The organism is Nostoc sp. PA-18-2419 (assembly GCF_005869855.1).
Taxonomy (GTDB): Bacteria; Cyanobacteriota; Cyanobacteriia; order Cyanobacteriales; family Nostocaceae; genus Nostoc.
Genome location: NZ_SZNH01000057.1, coordinates 13,211 through 34,996 on the forward strand (window position 1 = coordinate 13,211; position 21,786 = coordinate 34,996).

Annotated in this window: 20 protein-coding genes and 1 pseudogene; 8 read left to right on the forward strand and 13 right to left on the reverse strand. The window is 41.9% G+C overall.

Annotated features, from left to right (window positions below):
- The first annotated feature begins 35 nt into the window (after positions 1 to 35).
- Both FCR06_RS29995 and FCR06_RS30000 read left to right on the forward strand, forming a co-directional pair.
- On the forward strand, positions 36 to 1,286 hold the full coding sequence (locus tag FCR06_RS29995) for a competence/damage-inducible protein A (RefSeq protein WP_138506311.1): 1,251 nt from the start codon (positions 36 to 38) through the stop codon (positions 1,284 to 1,286).
- A gap of 114 nt (positions 1,287 to 1,400) precedes the next feature.
- Entirely contained in the window at positions 1,401 to 2,015 is a 615-nt protein-coding gene (locus FCR06_RS30000) for a hypothetical protein (protein WP_138506313.1), read from the forward strand.
- Positions 2,016 to 2,165: 150 nt separating this feature from the next.
- On the opposite strand, the gene FCR06_RS30005 is transcribed toward FCR06_RS30000, so the two are convergent.
- Entirely contained in the window at positions 2,166 to 3,551 is a 1,386-nt protein-coding gene (locus tag FCR06_RS30005) for a hypothetical protein (RefSeq protein ID WP_223280357.1), read from the reverse strand.
- Positions 3,552 to 3,878: 327 nt separating this feature from the next.
- Between FCR06_RS30005 and FCR06_RS30010 the strand changes: the two genes are divergently transcribed.
- Positions 3,879 to 4,673 (forward strand): DUF2993 domain-containing protein, encoded by a 795-nt coding sequence (locus FCR06_RS30010; RefSeq protein WP_189523631.1) that lies wholly within the window; start codon positions 3,879 to 3,881, stop codon positions 4,671 to 4,673.
- Positions 4,674 to 4,886: 213 nt separating this feature from the next.
- Here FCR06_RS30010 and FCR06_RS30015 read toward each other — a convergent pair whose 3' ends face one another.
- The 8 genes from FCR06_RS30015 to FCR06_RS30050 all read right to left on the reverse strand — a co-directional run bounded on the left by FCR06_RS30015 (position 4,887) and on the right by FCR06_RS30050 (position 14,677).
- A complete protein-coding gene (locus tag FCR06_RS30015; RefSeq protein ID WP_138506319.1) occupies positions 4,887 to 6,278 on the reverse strand; it encodes a UDP-glucose dehydrogenase family protein in 1,392 nt (463 codons plus the stop codon).
- 143 nt (positions 6,279 to 6,421) lie between these two features.
- The gene (locus FCR06_RS30020; RefSeq protein ID WP_138506321.1) at positions 6,422 to 7,372 is read right to left on the reverse strand and encodes a UDP-glucuronic acid decarboxylase family protein; all 951 of its coding nucleotides are present in this window, start codon (positions 7,370 to 7,372) and stop codon (positions 6,422 to 6,424) included.
- A 408-nt stretch (positions 7,373 to 7,780) separates the two neighbouring features.
- Positions 7,781 to 9,916 carry a cation:proton antiporter gene (locus tag FCR06_RS30025; RefSeq protein WP_138506323.1) on the reverse strand — a complete coding sequence of 712 codons (2,136 nt, stop codon included), beginning with the start codon at positions 9,914 to 9,916 and terminating at the stop codon, positions 7,781 to 7,783.
- A gap of 145 nt (positions 9,917 to 10,061) precedes the next feature.
- Positions 10,062 to 10,718, reverse strand: a complete 657-nt coding sequence (locus FCR06_RS30030; RefSeq protein WP_138506347.1) for an HAS-barrel domain-containing protein — start codon at positions 10,716 to 10,718, stop codon at positions 10,062 to 10,064.
- Positions 10,719 to 10,880: 162 nt separating this feature from the next.
- A complete protein-coding gene (locus tag FCR06_RS30035; RefSeq protein ID WP_096535205.1) occupies positions 10,881 to 11,078 on the reverse strand; it encodes an NAD(P)H dehydrogenase subunit NdhS in 198 nt (65 codons plus the stop codon).
- A 183-nt stretch (positions 11,079 to 11,261) separates the two neighbouring features.
- The gene (gene rodA, locus FCR06_RS30040) at positions 11,262 to 12,575 is read right to left on the reverse strand and encodes a rod shape-determining protein RodA (RefSeq protein ID WP_138506325.1); all 1,314 of its coding nucleotides are present in this window, start codon (positions 12,573 to 12,575) and stop codon (positions 11,262 to 11,264) included.
- 157 nt (positions 12,576 to 12,732) lie between these two features.
- Positions 12,733 to 13,803: an Mrp/NBP35 family ATP-binding protein gene (locus FCR06_RS30045; RefSeq protein ID WP_138506327.1), complete on the reverse strand. Its 1,071-nt coding sequence runs from the start codon at positions 13,801 to 13,803 to the stop codon at positions 12,733 to 12,735.
- A gap of 349 nt (positions 13,804 to 14,152) precedes the next feature.
- Positions 14,153 to 14,677, reverse strand: a complete 525-nt coding sequence (locus FCR06_RS30050) for an SRPBCC family protein (RefSeq protein ID WP_138506329.1) — start codon at positions 14,675 to 14,677, stop codon at positions 14,153 to 14,155.
- A 450-nt stretch (positions 14,678 to 15,127) separates the two neighbouring features.
- Between FCR06_RS30050 and hemF the strand changes: the two genes are divergently transcribed.
- Together hemF and FCR06_RS30060 are read left to right on the forward strand one after the other, a co-directional pair.
- The gene (gene hemF, locus FCR06_RS30055; protein WP_138506331.1) at positions 15,128 to 16,171 is read left to right on the forward strand and encodes an oxygen-dependent coproporphyrinogen oxidase; all 1,044 of its coding nucleotides are present in this window, start codon (positions 15,128 to 15,130) and stop codon (positions 16,169 to 16,171) included.
- A gap of 377 nt (positions 16,172 to 16,548) precedes the next feature.
- A complete protein-coding gene (locus tag FCR06_RS30060; protein WP_138506333.1) occupies positions 16,549 to 16,917 on the forward strand; it encodes an STAS domain-containing protein in 369 nt (122 codons plus the stop codon).
- A 77-nt stretch (positions 16,918 to 16,994) separates the two neighbouring features.
- Here FCR06_RS30060 and FCR06_RS30065 read toward each other — a convergent pair whose 3' ends face one another.
- Positions 16,995 to 17,591 carry a chromophore lyase CpcT/CpeT gene (locus FCR06_RS30065; RefSeq protein WP_138506335.1) on the reverse strand — a complete coding sequence of 199 codons (597 nt, stop codon included), beginning with the start codon at positions 17,589 to 17,591 and terminating at the stop codon, positions 16,995 to 16,997.
- 204 nt (positions 17,592 to 17,795) lie between these two features.
- Between FCR06_RS30065 and psb29 the strand changes: the two genes are divergently transcribed.
- Positions 17,796 to 18,503, forward strand: a complete 708-nt coding sequence (psb29, locus tag FCR06_RS30070; protein ID WP_138506337.1) for a photosystem II biogenesis protein Psp29 — start codon at positions 17,796 to 17,798, stop codon at positions 18,501 to 18,503.
- Between the two features lie 68 nt (positions 18,504 to 18,571).
- Here the strand turns inward: psb29 and FCR06_RS30075 are convergent, their stop codons facing one another.
- The 3 genes from FCR06_RS30075 to FCR06_RS30085 all read right to left on the reverse strand — a co-directional run bounded on the left by FCR06_RS30075 (position 18,572) and on the right by FCR06_RS30085 (position 20,631).
- Positions 18,572 to 18,934 carry a phage holin family protein gene (locus FCR06_RS30075; RefSeq protein ID WP_138506339.1) on the reverse strand — a complete coding sequence of 121 codons (363 nt, stop codon included), beginning with the start codon at positions 18,932 to 18,934 and terminating at the stop codon, positions 18,572 to 18,574.
- A gap of 243 nt (positions 18,935 to 19,177) precedes the next feature.
- The gene (locus tag FCR06_RS30080; RefSeq protein ID WP_138506341.1) at positions 19,178 to 19,861 is read right to left on the reverse strand and encodes an ExbD/TolR family protein; all 684 of its coding nucleotides are present in this window, start codon (positions 19,859 to 19,861) and stop codon (positions 19,178 to 19,180) included.
- Positions 19,862 to 19,902: 41 nt separating this feature from the next.
- Positions 19,903 to 20,631, reverse strand: coding sequence for a MotA/TolQ/ExbB proton channel family protein (locus tag FCR06_RS30085; RefSeq protein ID WP_138506343.1), 729 nt, complete (start codon positions 20,629 to 20,631; stop codon positions 19,903 to 19,905).
- A gap of 295 nt (positions 20,632 to 20,926) precedes the next feature.
- On the opposite strand from FCR06_RS30085, the gene FCR06_RS30090 reads away from it, so the two are divergent.
- Both FCR06_RS30090 and FCR06_RS34005 read left to right on the forward strand, forming a co-directional pair.
- Entirely contained in the window at positions 20,927 to 21,241 is a 315-nt protein-coding gene (locus FCR06_RS30090; RefSeq protein ID WP_138506345.1) for a YkvA family protein, read from the forward strand.
- A gap of 330 nt (positions 21,242 to 21,571) precedes the next feature.
- Positions 21,572 to 21,786: pseudogene (locus FCR06_RS34005) on the forward strand (IS982 family transposase); the annotation flags it as partial.

Here is a 21,786-nt window from a genome sequence, read left to right on the forward strand (position 1 = left end):
CCCCACTCCCTACTCCCTACTCCCTTGCGAATTCAATGAGTGCAGAAATTATTTGTGTTGGTACTGAACTGCTGTTGGGAGATATCCTCAACGGCAATGCTCAATTTTTGGCGCAACAATTAGCACAGCTAGGTATCCCCCACTACTATCAAACAGTGGTTGGGGATAATCCAGAACGGTTGAAGCAAGTTATAGAAATTGCTATTTCCAGAGCGCAAATTCTTATTTTCACTGGTGGACTCGGCCCGACACCAGATGACCTCACCTGCGAAACAATCGCCGATTTTTTTCAAGTCCCGTTGGTAGAACGCTCTGACATCATCGAAGACATAACCCAAAAATTCGCCCAACGCGGTCGGGTTATGTCACCAAGTAATCGCAAGCAAGCTTTGATTCCCCAAGGTGCAGAAATTCTACCCAACCCGACTGGAACAGCACCCGGTATTATCTGGCAACCCCGTCCTCAAATCACGATTTTTACCTTTCCGGGCGTTCCCAGTGAAATGCACCCGATGTGGGAAGAAACAGCCGTCCCATTTCTCAAAAGTCAAGGTTGGGGTAAAGAAATTATTTACAGTCGGAGTTTGAAGTTTTGGGGTATTGGTGAATCTGCTTTGGCGGAAAAGGTTGCTTCCTATTTGAAGTTGCCAAATCCCACAGTCGCCCCTTATGCAGGTAAGGGGGAAGTAAGATTACGAGTTTCTGCTAAAGCCACTTCTGAAGCAGCTGCAGAAGAATTAATTGCGCCCATTGAGAAACAACTTAAAGAAATTGCCGGACTGGATTTTTACGGTATCAATGATGATACCCTTGCTTTTGTTGTTGGTCAGTTGTTACGTACATCAAAAGAAACGCTTTCAGTGGCAGAATCTTGTACAGGTGGCGGACTGGGACAAATGTTGACTGAGATTTCCGGGAGTTCTGATTACTTTTGGGGTGGAGTAATTTCTTATGACAATTCGGTGAAGGTTGGACTGTTGGGGGTTAACCCAGAAGATTTAGATAAATTTGGGGCGGTAAGTGCTACTGTCGCAGAGCAAATGGCTGTTGGAGTCAAAACCCGCCTTGCAACAACTTGGGGATTGAGTATCACTGGTATTGCTGGCCCAACTGGAGGGACAGATACTAAGCCTGTGGGTTTGGTTTATGTCGGTTTGGCTGGGCCAAAGGATGAAGTGGCAAGTTTTGAGTATTATTTTGGGACAACGCGAGGACGTTCTCTAATTCGTCACGTGAGTGCAAATGCAGCGTTAGATAATTTGCGGCGAAGATTGTTGACGAGGTAGCAGCTAATTGGATACTCATCATTTGTTTACTTTCATTGTTGGCTGCAAGCGGCTGACTCCAGATTGCTACTTGGGCAAAATGCAGACGAAGCAAAATAGTTTAATCATATAGGTATGAGCAAAATTCCCATCCTCCAACCAAATCGTTCATACACCTTCAGAAACTATTTTGAGATGTCATTTGAGCCAGAAGACATTCTGGCTGAATTTGGTTATTCTTTAAAACGTTCCTCTGTCAATCTACAAAAGTCCAGCATTGAATTAGACAGACTTGCAAATCTTAAATCTAGAATTGAGGAAAGTTTGCCATATATTAGTTTGACTAGTGAAGCAGCCCGTAGAGAGTTACTAATTGCGCCAATTTTACTGGATATTGTTCACTACACCCGCGCCCAACTGAGAATTGAATATTCTTTAATTGTTACAGAACAATTAAAAGGTTCTCTTGACTATTATTTGCACGCAGACCGTAAACTCTTAGTTGTAGAAGCTAAAAATGCTGATTTGGCGAAAGGTTTTACTCAGCTTGCTGTAGAATTAATTGCTATTGATGCATGGACTGAATCTCAAGAGTCAAATTTACAGGGGGCTGTTTCTACAGGGGATATTTGGCAATTTGGCTTATTGAATCGAGAAGATAAACAAATAACTCAAGACCTGAATTTATATCGTGTTCCTGCTGATATAGAAGAGTTACTGCGTATTTTGGTGGCGATACTGGGTTGCTGAGAAGATGCCAACTTTGGAGGATAAAGAATGAAAAACTATCATATTAATATGTTCTTCACTGTAGAAGATCAGGGCTATATTGCTTGCGTAAAGGTTGCGCTCGCCTTTGAGAAAAATATTCACACCAATATTCAGGTTATTAGATTGCAGCTAAATCACACTTAACTTTTTGTTAATTGTTTCTAATACCTTAGCTTCTTCTGGCGTAATTACTCCGTCTAGATGAGCAATTTTTTGACATTGTGCTAGTAGAGGGACGCCAAAATCACTATTAATTTGCTCAAGTAAAGTTTCTAAAGATKATGGAGATTTAATATGAGAAGCGATCGCATCGATTGACTCAGGACTAAGATTGGCAGCTTGTAATTCTGGCAAAATATCTTCCCAAGATTTATCTGGATTACCTGCTAAGACAATGTGAACCAAAATCTGATCCATGATTTTTTCTTGAAAAATAGCAGCTTCGAGAAATTTTCTGCTCTCTAATTGAGCATCCTCTAATGTTGCCTCTAAAGTTAATGGATTCTGCTTTGCTTCATAAAACTGACAAGCCGCATAACCTAATGCGTATATCATTACTGCATTTGAACTAGCACCAATGACGGCTCCCGCTACTGGCACAATTCGTAGTAAACCTAAACCTGCTTTGATTGCTGTTTGCCCACCAAGCCCTAAACCAAAAATTGCTAATGCTTCCCCTTTGCGTTCTGAATCTTTTAAATCCAGCCCATAGGCAGCAGCAATTTGATAAACTAATTCCACTGATAATGCAGATGTAGCAGCCCAATCTACTACAAACATGGCAGCTGCTTGTCCTGGTGTAAGACTATTAACAAGCCCTGTTCCTCCTGCTAAAATAGCTTTTTCCAACATAAGATAATGGGCAATTTGTGCTGGTTCTTCATTTGGGTGTTCTTGCTCTAGCTTTCTAACGGCAGCCTCAGTTTTAATTAAATCAACCTGTTGAATTAAAGAATTTAACCAATCTTGATTTAAAGATTTTATTGCTACTTGCAATTGGGGATTATTACCAACAATTGCTAGTGCCTGCCCTACTATTTGTGTTGCCTGAAAAGCTGTGCCACTAATCGCACCGCTAATACCTACAGCCGCTCCTGAAACAGCTTGCCCTGCTTGAACAGCAGCACCTCCAATAGACCCACTGATGTCTATAGCTGCTCCTGTAGCAGCTTGTCCTGCTTGAACAGCAGCACCTCCAAGTATTCCGGCTGTTCCTGCTACTGCTTCAAATAATGAACCCAAAAAAGATGGTTTTTGTACAGTTAATTTATCATCTGTTGTTGTTTGAGTAATGGCAATTGAAGATTTCACTTCAATATTTATCTGAGATGTTAATACAGCTGAATTTACTAGTGCTTCTAACTCAATTTCTTGTTGCCAATCAGGAAAATCTTCACCTGTTACTCTACCGTAGATTTTAACATTCTTAAAAGATTGAATACCTAAATTAATTAATCCATCACAAATAATTGGGACTACTAATTGTTGTGCTGGAACTTCAATTGATTCCAACATTATCTGTAGACAATTGTGTTTGAAACTAGTTTTTGGTGTAATTCTGGGTAAATTTAACCACTGACTTACCAGAATGTTTATCGCATTTGTATCGTCCTGTTTGGCAAGTTCTAGAATATTTAGCTGTATCATACTGGTGAAAATCTTACCGATAACTTAATTCAATTATTCCCACTCACAAGGTCAAAAGTAATATCTGATACAGGAGGGTTGTAACCATCAGCCATCCTACACCTACACATCAGCACAATCAATCATGGGATCGCTTGCTCTATTCTTCACAATTTGTTACAAAAGGACAAAGAACTTCTAGAGACCCAAAACCACATGTTCGGCGGACTTACTGGTTTACAAAATCCTAAAGGCACAGATTGGGGAGAGCAGATGCTCAATACAGTCGCCAGCCAAACGATTCGCCATTTGTTTAGCCAAAGCGAGTCAGTAGAAGTCTCTGTGCGCTGCTATCCCTCTAGCAAACTGTTGCAAGGCAGCATTGATAGCTTCAAAATGAGCGGTCGTGGACTGGTAATCCGCAAAGATTTTGCGGTAGAGGAGATGTCATTTGAAACCGATGCAGTTGCGATTGACTTCGGCTCTGTTTTAAGTGGCAAACTCAATCTCAAGCAACCTACTCAAGCGATCGCTCAAGTAATCTTATCAGAGGCAGGGATCAACCATGCCTTTAATGCAGAACTGGTGAAAAAGCGCCTGCTTCACCTTGCTGTACCATCATTGACAGCATTATCTGGTGGTGAACCAGTCTCTTTTACGGAAGTCCAGGTACAGCTATTGCCTGAAAATCGCTTACAGCTTAAAGCAAAGGCAGATCTAAATAATGGCGAACTTGTGCCCTTAACTATGACCTTAACCATAGGCATTGAAAGACGGCGACGAGTTTCTTTCAAAGACCCGAAAATTGAACTTGACCAAGTGCCAGAAGCACAACGGGAAATCTCTCAAACTTTAAGCGTGGCACTAGTAGAAATTTTGGATAATATGGTTGATTTGGATCGTTTTGACCTTGATGGGGTAAAAATGCGGCTGAATCGTTTGGAAACTGAAGGTCAAAAGTTGATTTTCAGTGGATATGCTGAAATTGAGCGAATTCCACGTAGCTCTTAATCCGATAATCTTACGCAAAGACACTTTTACAGAAGCCGTTCTCGAAGAGTAAATCCAAACTAAATTGCTTATTCACATAAAGCTTAAAAAGTTCTAATAAAAACAAATTAAATACCGCCTAAACCGATTTAGGCGGTATAGTAAATCTTTAAACTGAGTTAGAAATTATGAATTGTAATCAATTTCTATCCATAATTAATCACTGCTGAGTCTCTATCTTCCCACACCTACATACTGGAATCCAGCCCGGATCATTACTTCAGGGTCAAGGAAGTTACGACCGTCGATGAGAACAGGGTGGGCCATCAATTTTGCCATCTTCACATAGTCAAGAGTGCTGAACTGCTGCCATTCGGTGACAAGTACCAAAGCATCGCAGCCGTCAGCAAGTCTTTCGGCATCTGTTTCTACTAGCACACCGGAAAGACCATGACGCATACCTGTTTGGGAAACAATCGGGTCGTAGGCTTTGACTTTGGCTCCCAGTCGGTTTAGCTGTTCAATTAAATTGAGTGCTGGAGCATCCCGCATATCATCAGTATCAGGCTTAAAAGTTAGACCAAGTAGCCCAACAGTTTTGCCTTTGAGAATTTTTAAGACTTGCTGGAGTTTTTCCAAAGCAATTAAACGCTGACGTTCGTTGACACTGACAGCAGATTTTAGTAGCTGGGCTTCATAGCCATAGTCATCAGCAGTGTGAATCAGGGCGGAGACATCTTTGGGGAAGCAAGAACCACCCCAACCAATGCCCGCTTGTAAGAATTTGTTACCAATGCGGGAATCTAGACCAATACCTTTGGCAACTTGGGTGACATCAGCACCGACGCGATCGCAAATATTAGCAACTTCGTTAATAAAACTAATCTTAGTGGCTAAAAAGGCATTAGCGGCGTATTTAATCATTTCTGCCGAACTCAAGTCTGTAGCTAGAATTGGCACAGGAGGTAAAGATTGATCCTCAGCGTACTTACGTTCCACAATTGGAGCATACAGTCGTTGCATCAAGGCTACTGCCCTTTGACTATTGCCTCCTAGTACAATGCGATCAGGGTTAAAGGTGTCGTAAACTGCGGAACCTTCACGCAAAAACTCTGGATTGCTGACTACATCAAACTCGGCTGCAAACTCAAGTAATTTTTCATCACTCGGCACCCCACCTGCGGGTACCAATGTTTTCTGCCGCTCTGCAACACCATCTAGAATCAGCATCCGCACCCAGTCACCTGAACCAATGGGTACTGTAGATTTATTGACTATAACTTTATAACCACCATTGAGATTTTCCCCAATACCACGGGCTACAGCTTCAACATAACGAGTATCACTTTCACCAGTGGGTAAAGGTGGTGTTCCTACAGCAATAAATAGAATTTCCCCGTGAGCAACTCCAGCAGCTAGGTCACTTGTAAAATGAATCTTTTCTGCTTGAATAGCAGATTGCATAATTTCTGAGAGTCCCGGTTCAAAAATTGGAGACTGCCCAGACTTCATTAATTTAACTTTTTCTTCGTTATTGTCTACACAAATAACATCATGTCCAATATGAGCTAAGCAAGCACCTGTAACTAAACCGACGTAACCAGTACCAATTACGCAAACACGCATTTTTAACTCCTCGTTTGATTGAGCTTTAGTTTAAAAAAGAAATTGTCAATATGACACACACCGAGAGGAAACACAGCCACTAAAGTACCGGCTACCAAATAGGATCAGCTTGCACGAAAGTTGAGAGCGATGCTAAGCACTGCTCAGGAGGCTGAATTCTTGACATCGCCATTCATGCGATCGCGGAAATCTTCTATTGTTAGTTTTAACCCGTCTTGCAAAGGAATGGTAGGTTCCCAATTTAACCAAGTTTTTGCCTTTGTGATATCGGGCTGGCGACGCCGAGGGTCGTCCGAAGGTAATGGCTCGAACTTAATCTGTGCATCTGGGTTAATCATATTTTGCACAGTTTGTGCCAATTGTAAAATTGTGTATTCACCAGGATTACCCAAATTGACTGGCCCAATGTAGTCGCCATTCATCAGCCTGATAAATCCTTCCACTAAATCGGAAACGTAACAGAAACTGCGAGTTTGCGAACCATCACCGTACACGGTTAAAGGAGTACCACGCAAGGCTTGGACTATAAAATTGCTCACTACTCGACCATCATTTTCTAGCATTCTCGGCCCATAGGTGTTGAAGATCCGAGCAACTCGAATGTCAACTTTATTTTGCCTATAGTAATCAAATGCAAGAGTTTCAGCGATTCTTTTGCCTTCGTCATAACACGAACGTATGCCGATGGGATTGACACTACCCCTATATTCTTCGCTTTGGGGATGAACTTCTGGGTCTCCGTATACTTCGCTAGTTGAAGCTAAGAAAAATCTAGCTTTGACACGTTTGGCTAACCCTAACATATTTAGTGTCCCCATCACGTTAGTTTTAACGGTTTTTACTGGGTTGTATTGATAATGTACAGGAGAAGCAGGGCAAGCTAAATGATAAATTTGATCCACTTCTAACCGAATTGGTTCAGTAATATCATGGCGGATTAATTCAAAGTACGGATGACTTAACCATTTAAGTATATTACGTTTATGACCTGTGTAAAAATTATCTAAGCATATTATTTCATGCCCATCGTTCATTAGTCGGTCGATGAGATGGGAACCAATAAACCCAGCACCGCCCGTCACCAAAATTCTCATAATTTCCTGGTTACTTACAAATATTTTCAGTACCTATTGCACTTATCTTTTAGGTTACCCAGCTTTGGGATAAAAATAGAGAATGAAAAATCAACAAGACTTAATCAAAGACTATTCTTGAATTCACCTGTTTGTCTACAGTTGTAGTTTTGTGATATTTCTATGTGCTTTGTTAACAATTTACCTAGGAAAATAACAAACATTGCTAAAGATTGTTAGCCTTTGAGCTAAAGTTCATCAAATCTTCAATAACTTAAAGTGTTTTTACAGTTAACACTTTTTTCAGGTACTACAACTAAATCGTACATCTGTACAAATGTACGCTTCTAAAGTCAATTTATTTCAAAAGATTTTTGTTAATGCCGTGGCAGCTCGACTCTACTCAAGTAGATTGAACTATAAGTTTTATTATACAGCAGATGTAATGCTGGTAGCTGCATTAGAGATAACTACATTTGTTTGAGTGCGTTGTGGTTCTCCAAGCATGATAATGGAGCACGTGAGTTGTCTAGCTAACTCAGTCGTGACATCGCTAATGGCTAACCCCCCAGGACTAGTACGATTGCGTATAAAGGGTAAAACTACTAAATCGTATAATCGTGCTGCTTGCAAAATTGCTTGAGCAACATTTTCATGAGCGATAATTTGAATTTCTGGGGTATTGGGCAGAGCTAATTTAGCTACTAATAAGGAGAGATGCGATCGCCTCCAAGCAATTTTACTGGAACTAGTGCGGCGATCGCACACATTCAATACAGTAATGTGGCTCTGATTTGCTTGTGCTAACATCTGGGCAAATTGTACAGGCTGCAATATCGGTGCTGTTAAATTTTCTACTGGCACTAAGATGCGCTGAATTTTTTTTGGTGATTCCACCAAACGTGTTACTGCTACCGGACAATGTGCTGCCCAAAGCACACCATCAATCACATTACCAAATAACAGCGCTCGCAACCCAGTACGTTTACCCCAACCCATAACAATTAAACTAGCTTTTTGTTCGCGGGCAGCTCTGCTAATTCCTTGAGCAAAAGCATCATCAATTCGCAACACCGATTCTGCGGCTACACCTAATACTCGACTTTGAGCAGCGGCCTTTGTTAATAGGCGTTCACTGCGTTCAACAGAAGCTTCTAACTGCGGTGCATCCATATGAGCAGCAGCAGTGGCGATCGCTAATGGTACAATTTTACCATTTGACTGACGTGCCAATAATGTCGCCATTTCAATCAAATACTGCTGAGTTTGAGGATTATAAACAGGTACAACTATAGTCACACTGTCTGTTTGTGCTACATCGCGATCCGCTAAAGTAGTTGGTGGTGGATCTGCGACTGGCGAGGCAGTCAAACCAACAGCTATTCGACCAGTCATTAACGGCCCCAAGGTTGATGTGATAACCATTAAAACAATAACGCTGTGTAATATTTCTGAGGAAAGTAATCCAGCGTGATATCCGACTAACGTTGCTGCTAAGGTTGTACCTACCTGGGGAAGTGATAGCGACCACATTGTGAGCATTTCCCGCCAGTTGTAGCCGTAAAGCAGTTTTGTCAACAATGCTGCGAGCAATTTACTGGCAATCAAACCGACTATCATCAACAGCGTTAACTTTAAAGCGTTCAAATTATTCAAAAAGGCAGGTAAATCGACCAGCAAACCAAGGTCAACAAAGAAAATCGGAATGAACAGTACACTACCAATAAACACTACCTTTTCTTTGACTGGGCCTTCACCCACAGCTTCATTTACCGCCAAACCTACTAAAAAAGCACCAACAATTTTGTCTACTCCTATTAATTGAGCGCCCACTGCAGCAAGAAACAGACAAAGCAAGACAAATAAAAACTTGTTTCCTTCATCGTCTCCCGAACGGTGAAAAAATTCTTTACCTGCCCAATCAAATCCGGCGACAACAGCAACAGAGTAAATCGTTAACCAACCCGACAATGTGAGTAGCTTAGCCAAGCTGAATGCCCCAGCCTGAGCGATAGCTACACAAATAGCTAATATGAAAACTGCACCAATATCTGTAAAAATCGAAGCTCCAATGGTGACACTAACCGCTTCATTATTTACTACTCCCAAACGAGTGATTATGGGATATGCCAAAAGGGTATAGGAAGCGAATAAAGAGCCAATTAAAATTGAAGAATTCCAACCATAGCCTAAAATCAGACCTACTAAAGTTCCCATTATTAGCGGTACACTGAAAGTCAAGCTAGCAAACCCAAAGGCACGCCTTTTTCTCTTGCGGAATTGTTCGAGATCGACTTCTAGCCCGGCGACAAACAGTAAGTAAATTAACCCAATATCTGATAGTAGGTTAATCATCGGCGAGTCTGACTGAAATAGATGCCACCCGGAAGGGCCAAGTAGGAGTCCAGAGAAAACCAAACCCACTAATCCTGGTAATCTTAGTCGCTCAAATAAGATCGGTATAACTAAGATAACCACAAGCACAATAGCAAAAGAAACAATTGGTTCCTTGCCAAGAACTTGGGAAGTTGGTTCCAAAGCAAGAACTTGTGATATGAGTTCCATAGGTAGGAATTGAAGAGGCTATGGGAAAATGGCGATGCCTTGAGGATCGCTTATATTGATAAAAATCAATGTAGAAGCCACCTGACGAAAAATCAAAAACCTTAACTTAACTAATAAACTAGACAATTGTCTTTGAACTAACTACCTACGGGTGGATTTGACTCAAAATGAACCGCAAGCGATCGTAGTCGTCTTTAAGTAGCACGCTTAGGCTTCGCCCAGCTTTAATTAGCCATTCTCGGTCAGCTTTACGTAACTGGTATACATCTCGAATGGCAGCTGCGGTCAAAGACTCTACTGGCGCACCACTGATACAAAGGAGTGTCCGCAAAAAATCTAGTTCTTCAGTAAATTTGATGATCGCTTCTGGTTCGCACCGATAAACAGCTTGATGAATTTGCGGAGGACGGGGTGGTAGATACTGATATACTCTTCGGTTATAACTTGGATTTTGTGGAGATAGTTCAAATCCAACGATCGCAGCTCGAAATTCCGTTCTGAGCATGGCAAATATTTGGGGTTGTTCCTCGCGTAAGTCTTGCAAAGACAACCCTAAAGCTCTAGCCCGGTGTACGGAATCTATGGGCATAGTTGTGGCATAATACACCACAGCGTAAACCGTATTCCCAGATTCTTCATCCACACCACAAACCCAACTACCGAAAGGTGGCATAGAGGGAAAGCTTAAATCTTCAGGTTCCAAGCATTGTGCCAAAAATTCAGTACTAGTAGTTTCAATTACCTCCGCAAAGTGGTTGGGATGGCGATCACTTGTGTCAAACTGTGGTAATGGAAGGCGCATAATTGTCAAGAATCATTAGTCATTAGTCGTTTTTTGCAAAGTTCTGATGCCTCCGACAAGCCTGACTTTAGGCGTCTACACCTCAAGTCGCGGCGAGTCATGACTTTGCGCTTTGTCCTTGCCAAATGACCAAGGACAAATGACTAAGGACAAATTACTAATCTATTTTCCTTTTTTACGTCCAGCTGTAGTTTCTACAAGTTCCAATTCCTTCAGGCGGAAGGTAATTAATTTATCCCAGTTACCACCTTCAAACAGTACGGCTACCTTGCCATCACTTACTCGTTGCACGAGTCCTTCAGAGCGATAATAGGTATCTGCGGGATTCTTGACACGAACAGTTGCTCCAGGCAGAATCATCTTTTTAGCCTCGCTTGTTTCCTGTTAATAGCTTAATACTTGTTAATAGTCATTGGTCATTAATCATTTATCCAATGACCCTTCGGGTTTGCCAGTTACTCATGGGGAGACCACGCTACTTGTTTATGGGGGGAGACCCCCAAGACCGCACTGGTTCAGCAATGACTAATGACCAATGACGAACTAATAATACTTCTGTCTTTGGCGAAAATTTGCTACCGATTCTACTATTCCCAAGGAAATGAAGTTAGTCAGCATAGCAGAACGTCCGTAACTCATCCAAGGTAGGGGAATTCCTGCCACAGGCGCTAAGCCGACAGTCATGCCAACGTTGACAATTAACTGAAACACAATCATCGACAAAACGCCAATTGCCAATAATGAACCAAAATTGTCTGTGGCGGTTTGAGCAATATGTAGTAGACGAAAGCAAATTAAGCAAAAGACAAATAGTACTAACAAACAACCAGCAAAACCGAATTCTTCGCCGACTGCGGAGAAAATAAAGTCTGTATGCTGTTCTGGAACGAAATTCAGTTGTGTCATTGGGCCTTTAAACAGACCCCATCCCCAAATTTCACCAGCACCGATTGCAATGCGAGATTGAATCAAGTGATACCCAGCACCTAAGGGATCGTGATCGGGGTCAATGAATACAGTTAGGCGGTCTTTTTGATACGATTTCAAAATATGATTCCACGCAAAAACTCCTAATTCGCCACCCAGTATATTCAGACTCCACGCACCGATAGCACCCAAACCAAATCGACGCCAGGGCAGGGTTCGCCAGCCCACAATAGCCATAACAACTGACCAAACTATACCCAACGGTCCAAAAGATAGCTCTTTAAACAAAACTATCGGCTCTGCTAAAGGCCAAGATATACTAAGCAAAATGGCAGCAACCACAGGAGAAATCATCAGAATTAACCAGCCTGGGTTAGCATTTGCCCAGTAGAGCATTCCCAAAACGATCGCCCCAAATACTAATGATGTTGCTAAATCTGGCTGTAAAAATACTAGTCCCCAAGGTATAGCAGTGATTGCTAGCACATGGAAAACACTTTCGAGTTTAGAAGCAGTACGCTTATGTAACAAAGCTGCTAAGGTGATAATTATACCGACTTTGGCAAACTCTGAAGGTTGTACATTAAAGCCAGCGACACTAATCCACCGCTGTGCCCCTTTGGCGCTAGTACCAGCAATCATCACGGCGATTAAGCTGAAATTCGTCAGTCCATAGGTTAGCCAGTGGCACTGCATCAAGATTTCGTAACGGGTACGAGCTAAAAACAGCGCTATCATCACACCAATAGCCGCTACCAACCAATGCCACCACCAGTCGGTCACTGGCTGCTTCAGTTCCGTACTCAGAATCATCAGACCGCCAAAAATACTGACAGCAATCGGTAGACAAAATAGTAACCAATCTACATATTGCCAGGGCTTAACCCAAGACTTCCAGCGAATTTTAGGAAGCGAGCGTTTTAATAACATTGTGTCACTTTAGACTTTATATTTGATTGTTGGGTATTGAGCATTGGGCATTGGGTACTGGGTATTGGGAAAATTCTTTCCCAGTCCCTAATCCCCAATCGCCAGTCCCTAGTATTCCCAAGCTATAGCTCAACAAACAAATAGGAATTAAAATTTATTATGTCAAAGCTGCAACCGATACTTTACCAGCAATGGTAAGAGCGATCGCTGTTAATGCTTTTGCTGAAGCTGAATCTGGGTCAGCAACCACTATTGGTACACCGCTATCACCGCCAACTCGCGTAGAAATTTCTAGTGGCACACAGCCCAAAAGTGGGACATCTAATTCAGCAGCTGTTTTCGAGCCACCCCCGGAACCAAAAATGTCGTACTGCTTATCTGGCATATCTGGCGGGATAAAATAACTCATATTTTCTACGATTCCCAATACTGGGACGTTCATCTGCTGGAACATCCGTAATCCCTTACGAGAATCTAACAGCGCTACATTTTGTGGTGTGGTAACAATTACTGCTCCTGCCATCGGTACTGCTTGGGTTAAGGTTAACTGAGCATCTCCGGTTCCTGGTGGCATATCTACAATCAAATAGTCCAGTTCTCCCCATTGCACTTGATAGAGAAACTGGCGAATTACACCATTTAGCATTGGCCCCCGCCAAATCACTGGTTGATCTCGGTCAATTAAAAAGCCCATTGAAACCAATTTGACGCCGTGATTAAAAGCAGGTTCCAGGATTTCACCTTTTTCGGTTGAGCGTACAGCAATTTCGGCATCCGCCAGCCCCAGCATGGTCGGGTCATTAGGCCCATAAATATCAGCATCTAGTAAGCCGACTTTCGCCCCAGTTTGAGCTAAAGCCACTGCGACATTCACCGCCACAGTACTTTTTCCAACACCACCTTTGCCGCTGGAAACAGCAATGATATTTTTTACTCCAGAAATACCAGTGCGATCGGGCAAACTTTTTTGTTGGGGTGTTTCTGCTGTGACTTCTACATTTACATCTGTAACGCCTGGTAGTTTTTTAACAGCTTTTTGACAATCTTCAACAATAAATTCACGTAAAGGACAGGCAGGAGTAGTTAACACTAAAGTGAAACTAACCTTACCAGCATCAATTTTGACGTTGCGAATCATATTCAGTTCTACCAGACTTTTGCGAAGTTCTGGGTCTTGCACTGGTCGCAACACTTCTAAGACAGAGCGAGAATCAAGGACATCGTACATAAAAAATTCAAAATTCCAAATTTACCGAAGTTCTGATTTAAGGAAGGCAGAAGCTCGTGACTTCTGTTGAAAATGAAGAAATACAATCTTAGTCAGCATCTTAGCTATTAACTGGATGCAAATAAAAGCAAGAGCAGATTAGTATTTTCACTATTACTGTCGTAATAAAACTTAGGAAATTGGATTATTACCTAATAAAATCTTAACTTTCTTTAGGAATTAATACTGGGGACTAGGGATTGGGGATTGGCAGTGCTGATTGCCTGGTGCTAATTGGTGAGTGAGGAGTTAAGAGTTATTTTTTCCTATCTTTCTATCTTTTCAGCCCCTAGTACCTAGTCCCCAGTTCCTAAAAATCAAAACAACTATCATTAAGGGATTTTTTCTTAGTTGATACTGTTGGTAATGTCGTCTTTTCTACCGCTTCAATTAAAGAACGAGCAACGCGGTCTACATAAGGACGAGATAAAGACCAGATTAGGGGTGACAACCAACCGCGTAGTGTTACAGAATAAGATAAACAAGTACCACAAACCGTCGATTCTACTTGGTAAGTTACCCGTTCTTCTATCCCAGGAATTGCCATGACTCGGATACTTAGCAACTCTCTAGGATTGACGCGTTCCACAAAAATCCGGATTGGAATCGGTGAAAAGCGTGTTACAGCTTGAAAGATTAATCCTGGTTTAGGTACTAATCCGTAGGGCACATTGGTACTTTTAAGTAGTGGATGCCAGGAAACATCTGTTAAGTCAACGACTTTTTGCCACAATTCATCTACAGAAGCACAAGTAATCTCTCGATACGTCCGCACCAGAGAAGCGCAAAACCGACGACGTTTGCGGTGGATGAATTTGGATAACCAACCTTGCATTTTCCTAATCCTCGTCCTCGCTAGACACTTTCTGGTACTTTGGGCAACCACGTTTAGCCCTGGATGAAAACTTTCTCAAAATTGCTTTGAGCATAGCAAGGGTATATTCGGTGCAGATGCTAACCGCCAAATTACAAATATGGCGCAGAAGTTTTCTGCAGACGAGTCAAACCCCTGATACCTCAGGTTCAGACTAAATTTTAGTGTTTATACCAGAATATTCCAATTAAAAATTTCATTAACAATTTCAAAGAAACTCAGTCAATATACAAGCCTATACGCATTTGAGGGAAAATAACTCTAGTGATGCCCATCAATCCTAAAAATGCTTGACCACTCAGAAAAAAGCAGATTAGGCAAGTCGAGCTTGATTGCTGGCACGTGTTTCCCCAAATTTTAAGATGAGAAATTTGTGGCTTTCTGGAAATTGTAATTTAGGTTCAAAAATCTATGTTGATTGACTCGCAAACACCGACTCTACCAATAGATTCATCCAAGTCTTTGCCAGCAACTGACGCTCAGACTAGGGTTAGTCAGTTTATGAAACAGCTGCAAGACGAGATTACGCAAGCTTTAACAAAACTAGATGGTGTGGGTAAGTTTGATGAAGATAGTTGGGAACGCCCAGAAGGGGGTGGAGGACGATCGCGCGTGCTGCGCGATGGTGCAATATTTGAACAAGGTGGTGTAAATTTTTCTGAAGTTTGGGGTTCCCATTTACCGCCATCAATTTTAGCTCAACGCCCTGAAGGGGCAGGGCACGGCTTTTATGCTACTGGTACTTCAATGGTGTTACACCCACGCAATCCCTACGTGCCTACAGTCCATCTCAATTATCGCTACTTTGAAGCTGGACCAGTGTGGTGGTTTGGCGGTGGTCTGGACTTGACACCCTATTACCCGTTTGCCGAAGATGCAACACATTTGCATAAAACTTTAAAACAAGCTTGCGACAAACACCACCCAGAGTATTACCCAACGTTTAAGCGGTGGTGTGATGAATATTTTTACCTGAAACATCGCGGTGAAACAAGAGGCGTCGGCGGTTTGTTTTTTGATTACCAAGATGGTCAAGGTAGTTTATATCGTGGCCCAGATCCCAATGGAGAAGCAGCTAATTATAGCAACAAGGTGAAAGAACTAGCGCCCCGTAATTGGGAAGATTTGTTTGCTTTTGTACAAGACTGTGGTCGAGCATTTTTACCGGCTTACGTGCCAATTGTAGAACGGCGACATGGAATTGAGTATGGCGATCACCAACGAAATTTTCAACTCTATCGCCGGGGACGATATGTAGAATTTAACTTGGTTTACGACCGAGGTACTATTTTTGGTCTGCAAACCAACGGACGTACCGAATCAATTCTTATGTCCCTACCACCCTTAGTGCGCTGGGAATACGGCTATCAGCCAGAACCTAATTCCCCGGAAGCGGAGTTATATGAAACCTTCTTAAAACCTCAAGATTGGGTCAATTGGACAGCAGCTCAATAGGGACTTGAAAACTAGGCATGGGGTAATGGGGACTGGGGCATGGGGACTAAGTACTGGGGACTGGGGAACTCGGGGCCCCCAGAAAGTGGGGATTAGGGGCATAGGGACTGGTTATCAATTATTCTCGTCTGTACCTGAAGCCCCTGAAGCCTCCCCCTCAGAGTCTTAGGGGTTCCTGCCATAGACCTGTGCCCCCTACTCCCCATTCCCGATTAAAAATTGCTACTCAGCACTATTTTGGTGAGTTAAACTACTAAAAGTAAGCACTTAGGATATAAAAGTGACAATTTTAGCTGTAGCTTGTTAATTTAAAGTCGCAGGACTATAACAGTTCTGTAGCTAGTTAATTTAAGATAAATGCCACGGGGAGGGCTTGAGTGATTCAAATAGAGCAAAAAACTTATACAACCCAAGATGGAAATACCGTTATTGTCTTGACACCAGCTGGTCGTCTAGACATTACGACTGCTTGGCAATTTCGCCTAAAGTTACAGGAGTGTATTTCCAAACTCAGTCGCCATGTGGTTGTAAATTTGGGACAGGTTAATTTTATTGATAGTTCTGGTCTCACATCTTTGGTAGCTGGGATGCGTGATGCAGATAAAGTCAAGGGTAGTTTCCGCATTTGTAATGTACATCCAGAAGCCAAACTCGTGTTTGAAGTGACGATGATGGATACTGTGTTTGAAATCTTTGAAACTGAAGAGGAAGCTTTAGAAGGTGTACCTCGTAGTATTGCTAGCTAAGAAAAGAGTTAGAGACGTGATTAATCGCGTCTGTACAGGAGTGAAGAATTAACTCATAACTCATAACCCGCTCTTACTCAATACTGATTTCTCTTGGTGTAGTGATAAGGGCCGAGAATTGCTCCCCAAATTGCTTGTCCAGTTGCAGGATCAATTCCTTTGTCGTAACTTTTAAATTCTGCTGCTGTGGCTTCAAACCCTAAGGAAACTTGGATAGTATTGCCCAAATAAGTAAAGCTGCAACGGGTTTTTGGTAGTGGGGTAGCGGTAAACTTATAGCGATCACCAGCTAGTGTTTCATAATTAACTGTGAGGATACAACCTGGTAGTAAATCTAATTGATTGGGTGAGAGTGTATTCAGTAGGGCACAATTATCACCTGCGCCTTTTAACGCTTCTGGATTTTTAGGCATATAATATTGCACTTGCAGGGGTGCATGAGAATCGCTTCCCTGGCGCAACCGCATAATTCGCTGGCGGTAAGGTTGATCTAAGTTAATAATGTTAGCCTGTTCGGCAAATATGGTGATACTATCTTCTGGGAATAAGTTGACTGGTCTTTGCCACAGGCGCAGGTGGACATACCAAACTGGTTCTCCGATGGCTTGTTCCCGATTATCAAATTCACCAGCTAAATACTCACCTAAAGCAGTTAACTGTGGCGAGAAGCTCATAAATGGGATCGATAAATTATTAAAGATGATAATTTTTGGTTAGTTTTTTAGGGGAGAGAGTTCTTAACCCCTGTGGCTACTAACTTCCAAACTACTTTTGATTTGTTTATATTGTAAATGAAACCGTCATCGGCCAAAACCTAAACTTGGCAAAGTAGCCTTTAAGCGGGAAAATAAAAATACATCGCCCTTAATATTTTCTTTGTGAATAACGTCCGTACTGTCTCTGATACAAAGCGAACTTTCTACAATTTGCATACCCGTCCGATCAACACTATTTATCGTCGGGTAGTAGAAGAGTTGATGGTGGAAATGCATCTGCTGTCAGTAAATATTGATTTTAGCTACAATCCAATTTATGCCTTGGGCGTCGTCACTACTTTTGACCGCTTCATAGAAGGCTATCAACCAGAACGGGATCGAGAATCAATTTTTAACGCCTTATGTCAGGCTATAGAACAAGACCCGCAACGCTATCAACAGGATGCTCAAAGATTGCGCTCTGTAGCTGAAAATTTGCCAGTTAAAGATTTAATTGCCTGGCTGAGCCAAACGACTAATTTAGATCGAGATGCTGATTTGCAAGCACAATTGCAGGCGATCGCCAATAATTCTAACTTTAAATACAGCCGTTTGTTTGCAATTGGGATATTTTCATTATTGGAATTATCTGATCCAGAATTAGTCAAAGACCAAAAGCAACTCACTCAAGCACTCAAAGCGATCGCCGCTGGCTTGCATTTGTCTGAGGACAAATTTAGCAAGGATTTGGAATTATATCGTTCTAACCTAGACAAGATGGCGCAAGCACTGGTAGTGATGGCAGATATGCTCTCAGCTGATCGCAAAAAACGCGAACAACGTAAACAACAATCAACTACTCAAGTTGCTCCTCCAACTTCCAATGAATAATTATGAGTGAGGAATTAGGAATTATCAATAACTCCTTACTCCTCACTCATAACTCCTGAATTTTAATTTTATACACCTAGGATTTTATAGATTAAGCTATTAATTAAAGTCAGCGCAAATGCTCCAATAACAGCACTCCAAATACCGTAACGCAAGCGAAAACCTTCGACTAACCAAGCAGCGATACTAAAACAAGCTACAGCAATTATAAATGTAAAAATGCTGGATAATAAGTCGAATGTGAGTAAATTTGGGACTGCGAAAATGAGTCTTAAAAAGGGTCGGACTATTGCTGTCACGATCCCAAGTACCGCTGCCGAAAAGAAGGCTTTACCTGGAGTGTCAATCTCAACTCCCAAAGGCAATTTACTAATTATTAACAAGCTGATAGCTGTTACTATCCAAACAATTAAAAGCGTTACAAGATTCATGCCACAACCCTTGAAACGTGAATGGCAATTGGTGGTAAATTAGCCTACCTATGGGAAAATCTTTTAAACTCAACCAATTATTTGTAACTTAACAGAATTTTTTCTCTAGCTGAATTTTATTCGGGATATTTTTAGGTTTGGGATAAAAGCTGCAAAGGGGAGTAGGGAAGATAAGGGAAATAAAGAAGTATTTTCCTCCTGATCTCCCTGATCTCCCCCTACTCCCTCATCTGCCACCTCATCTTACCTTTTAGGAGTAGATTGGCTTTGTTTAGGTGCTACAGGCGCTGAGGATGCAGGTGGGTTGGAAATACCAGGATTGAGGGGACTGATGCCTTGCCCAGTTGGAGGTTGATCAGTTACCCTCGGCAAGGGTACGGAATTAGGCGCTAAAGGAAATCTGGGGGTAAGACTACCTTCGGGATTGACGCCTGGAACTGGTGCTTCACCAGGATTAATTGGGAAAGAAGGCACAGAAGGCTGGTTGAGTGAGTTTGTTGGCGATTGAGATGGCCCGGGAATAATTCCCAAAGAAACGCGATCGCCTCCTACTTGGCGCAGCAAGTCTAATGTCTCAATCACATCATTGTAAGTTGCTGTCCGTGAAGCATTCAGTACTAGAATCGCACCAGGCTTTGCTTGGAGTTCCTGTTTTAACCTTTGTGCCAAATCCTCGCGTTTTACAGGCAGTTTTTCTATGTAAGTATTGCCTACGGCATCGATAGTTACAATCACACTGCCACTTTGTGAGTTTATCCCAGATACTACATTGGTGCTGGCTTTGGGTAAATCAACATTTATTGCCTGTTGGCGCGTAAATTGCAGTGCCGCTAACAAAAAAAACGTCAGAATACAAAAAACAACATCAATTAAAGGAATGATTTGAACTTGGACTTCTTCAATTGGAGTATGTAGATTAACTTTCATATCTCACTCTCAAACCTGGTTTGGGGTTAAATTTTTGACTATTACTCAGGTGTATTTGGGGGTTGAGGAGGTGCAGAAAACCTACTTTTCCCTTGCTTGCGGGGTGGAGTAAAATTTTCCCGCACAATTGGTGATGTCGTATTACTAAAATCAGGCGGAGACTGGCGATAGAGCAATTCCAACTCATTCCCTGCTTTGCGAAAAACTTTGACTTGATTGACTACAAAACCTTGAAACAGGCGATAAAATGCCAAACTAATAATGGCAACTATTAGCCCGGTTGCCGTACTAATTAAAGATTCACCAATACCAGTAGTCACGCCAGCTGTAGATTCGGTTCCCAAATCGCCAATGCGAATTGAGCGCAGAGAATGAATTAAACCCAGAACAGTACCCAGTAATCCCAATAGGGGGGCGAGGGCAATTACTGCTTCTAAAAGTTTTTCACCCCGGCGCATTCCCGCTAATTCATCTTCAGCGGTGGACTCCAGTGCTAAGCGAAAGGTTTCCGTATCACTTTTAGCTAAGTGTAACGGGGCATAAAGAAAACGCCCCACAGGCTGATCGCTTGCTTGTCTAGCAATATCTCCAGCAACTTGCCAATCATCATGAGCAGCATCTAAGACGCGATCGACTATTTGCTTTTCCTGAGAGAAAATTCGCAACCAGAACCACAAACGCTCAAAAATCACACTCAAAGACAGAATCGATAGAACAAGCATTGGCCACATCGCTGGCCCGCCCTTGTAAAACAAATCTAAAATATCCACTGTTTAAGTTTCCTCCCTCCATAACTAAAGCAACTATCCCCAAGCATTATTAATTTTAGAGATTAATGCACAACTACCGTAATCATGAGCCGAATTACAGCATAGTTATGTTATGTAATCAAAGCGACTGGAGATCGGGAAACAGGCGCCAGAGGAGATAATTCCTAATTCCTGACTAAGCACTCTCCACTTTCCTTAAGATTAGTAGCGTCTTCCAGACTAACTGGGGCGGTTATTCCCACCGGAAGTTTAAAAGATAATTTGTCAAAATTAAAGATAACTGGAGGTTCAAAACATGAAATTTTCAATTCAATCGSTTTATACTTGGTATCGTAATTTGCTCCGTAACCCAAAGTACCGTTGGTGGGTAATTTTAGGAACACTGGTTTATTTGGCCAGCCCAATTGATTTGCTACCAGACATTTTCCCCATTGTCGGACAGGTTGATGATGTTTTTCTTTTGACTTTGCTAGTTAGTGAGGTGTCTGGGTTAGTGATTGAAGGCTGGAAAGCTCGTAAAGGCGATCTAAGTACCGAAGCAGGCAATACACCAGAGGGTTCTACCTCCACTGCAAGCACCATCGATGTTGATGCTGTCTCTGTCAAGTAGTTTTTACAACCAAATAAAATTTCACAAACCCCTGCTTTTAGCGTCTGCTGGCAACCAGGCTTTTGAAGTAGGGGATATTTTTTGATTAAAAGTCAATAATCAAGGATGTTTATAAAGATTGGTCGGTAGTAAAAATTAAAATAATTTTCATATTTGAAACTTGAAATTCAGTTGCGAACCGCTTCTTTTATGGTTGTATGAATTGGGATCGCACCCTAGTTTTGAGATCAGGATTAGAGCAGCAGTTGGTGAACTAAGTAACCTGAGTTCGGGATAAGGAAAAGAGCAGGTAGTAAGCTGAAAATAACGACAAATCCAGCAACCTGCCCTATGTTTAGTTTAGAAGCTTTATTTTGCCATGTAGACGATTTCTGTCGGGGTTTTGAAGCGCAATGGCACAAAAGGCTGTTGATAAATGGAGCGAGAAGAAGAAACAGGGCTAGAAGCCTGTGCTTAAGTGAGATAATGACGATTGTAATTGCATTTCATCAAACAAACTACCGAAATTTCAAGTATTTTTATTTGAATCACGTTAAACAGCAATG

Excerpts from the sequence above, each read along its gene's own strand:
- FCR06_RS29995 (WP_138506311.1), top strand. The coding sequence starts at position 36 with ATGAGTGCAGAAATTATTTGTGTTGGTACTGAACTGCTGTTGGGAGAT.
- FCR06_RS30000 (WP_138506313.1), top strand. The coding sequence starts at position 1,401 with ATGAGCAAAATTCCCATCCTCCAACCAAATCGTTCATACACCTTCAGA.
- FCR06_RS30010 (WP_189523631.1), top strand. The coding sequence starts at position 3,879 with ATGTTCGGCGGACTTACTGGTTTACAAAATCCTAAAGGCACAGATTGG.
- FCR06_RS30015 (WP_138506319.1), bottom strand. The coding sequence starts at position 6,278 with ATGCGTGTTTGCGTAATTGGTACTGGTTACGTCGGTTTAGTTACAGGT.
- FCR06_RS30020 (WP_138506321.1), bottom strand. The coding sequence starts at position 7,372 with ATGAGAATTTTGGTGACGGGCGGTGCTGGGTTTATTGGTTCCCATCTC.
- FCR06_RS30025 (WP_138506323.1), bottom strand. The coding sequence starts at position 9,916 with ATGGAACTCATATCACAAGTTCTTGCTTTGGAACCAACTTCCCAAGTT.
- FCR06_RS30030 (WP_138506347.1), bottom strand. The coding sequence starts at position 10,718 with ATGCGCCTTCCATTACCACAGTTTGACACAAGTGATCGCCATCCCAAC.
- FCR06_RS30035 (WP_096535205.1), bottom strand. The coding sequence starts at position 11,078 with ATGATTCTGCCTGGAGCAACTGTTCGTGTCAAGAATCCCGCAGATACC.
- rodA (WP_138506325.1), bottom strand. The coding sequence starts at position 12,575 with ATGTTATTAAAACGCTCGCTTCCTAAAATTCGCTGGAAGTCTTGGGTT.
- FCR06_RS30045 (WP_138506327.1), bottom strand. The coding sequence starts at position 13,803 with ATGTACGATGTCCTTGATTCTCGCTCTGTCTTAGAAGTGTTGCGACCA.
- FCR06_RS30050 (WP_138506329.1), bottom strand. The coding sequence starts at position 14,677 with ATGCAAGGTTGGTTATCCAAATTCATCCACCGCAAACGTCGTCGGTTT.
- hemF (WP_138506331.1), top strand. The coding sequence starts at position 15,128 with ATGTTGATTGACTCGCAAACACCGACTCTACCAATAGATTCATCCAAG.
- FCR06_RS30065 (WP_138506335.1), bottom strand. The coding sequence starts at position 17,591 with ATGAGCTTCTCGCCACAGTTAACTGCTTTAGGTGAGTATTTAGCTGGT.
- FCR06_RS30075 (WP_138506339.1), bottom strand. The coding sequence starts at position 18,934 with ATGAATCTTGTAACGCTTTTAATTGTTTGGATAGTAACAGCTATCAGC.
- FCR06_RS30080 (WP_138506341.1), bottom strand. The coding sequence starts at position 19,861 with ATGAAAGTTAATCTACATACTCCAATTGAAGAAGTCCAAGTTCAAATC.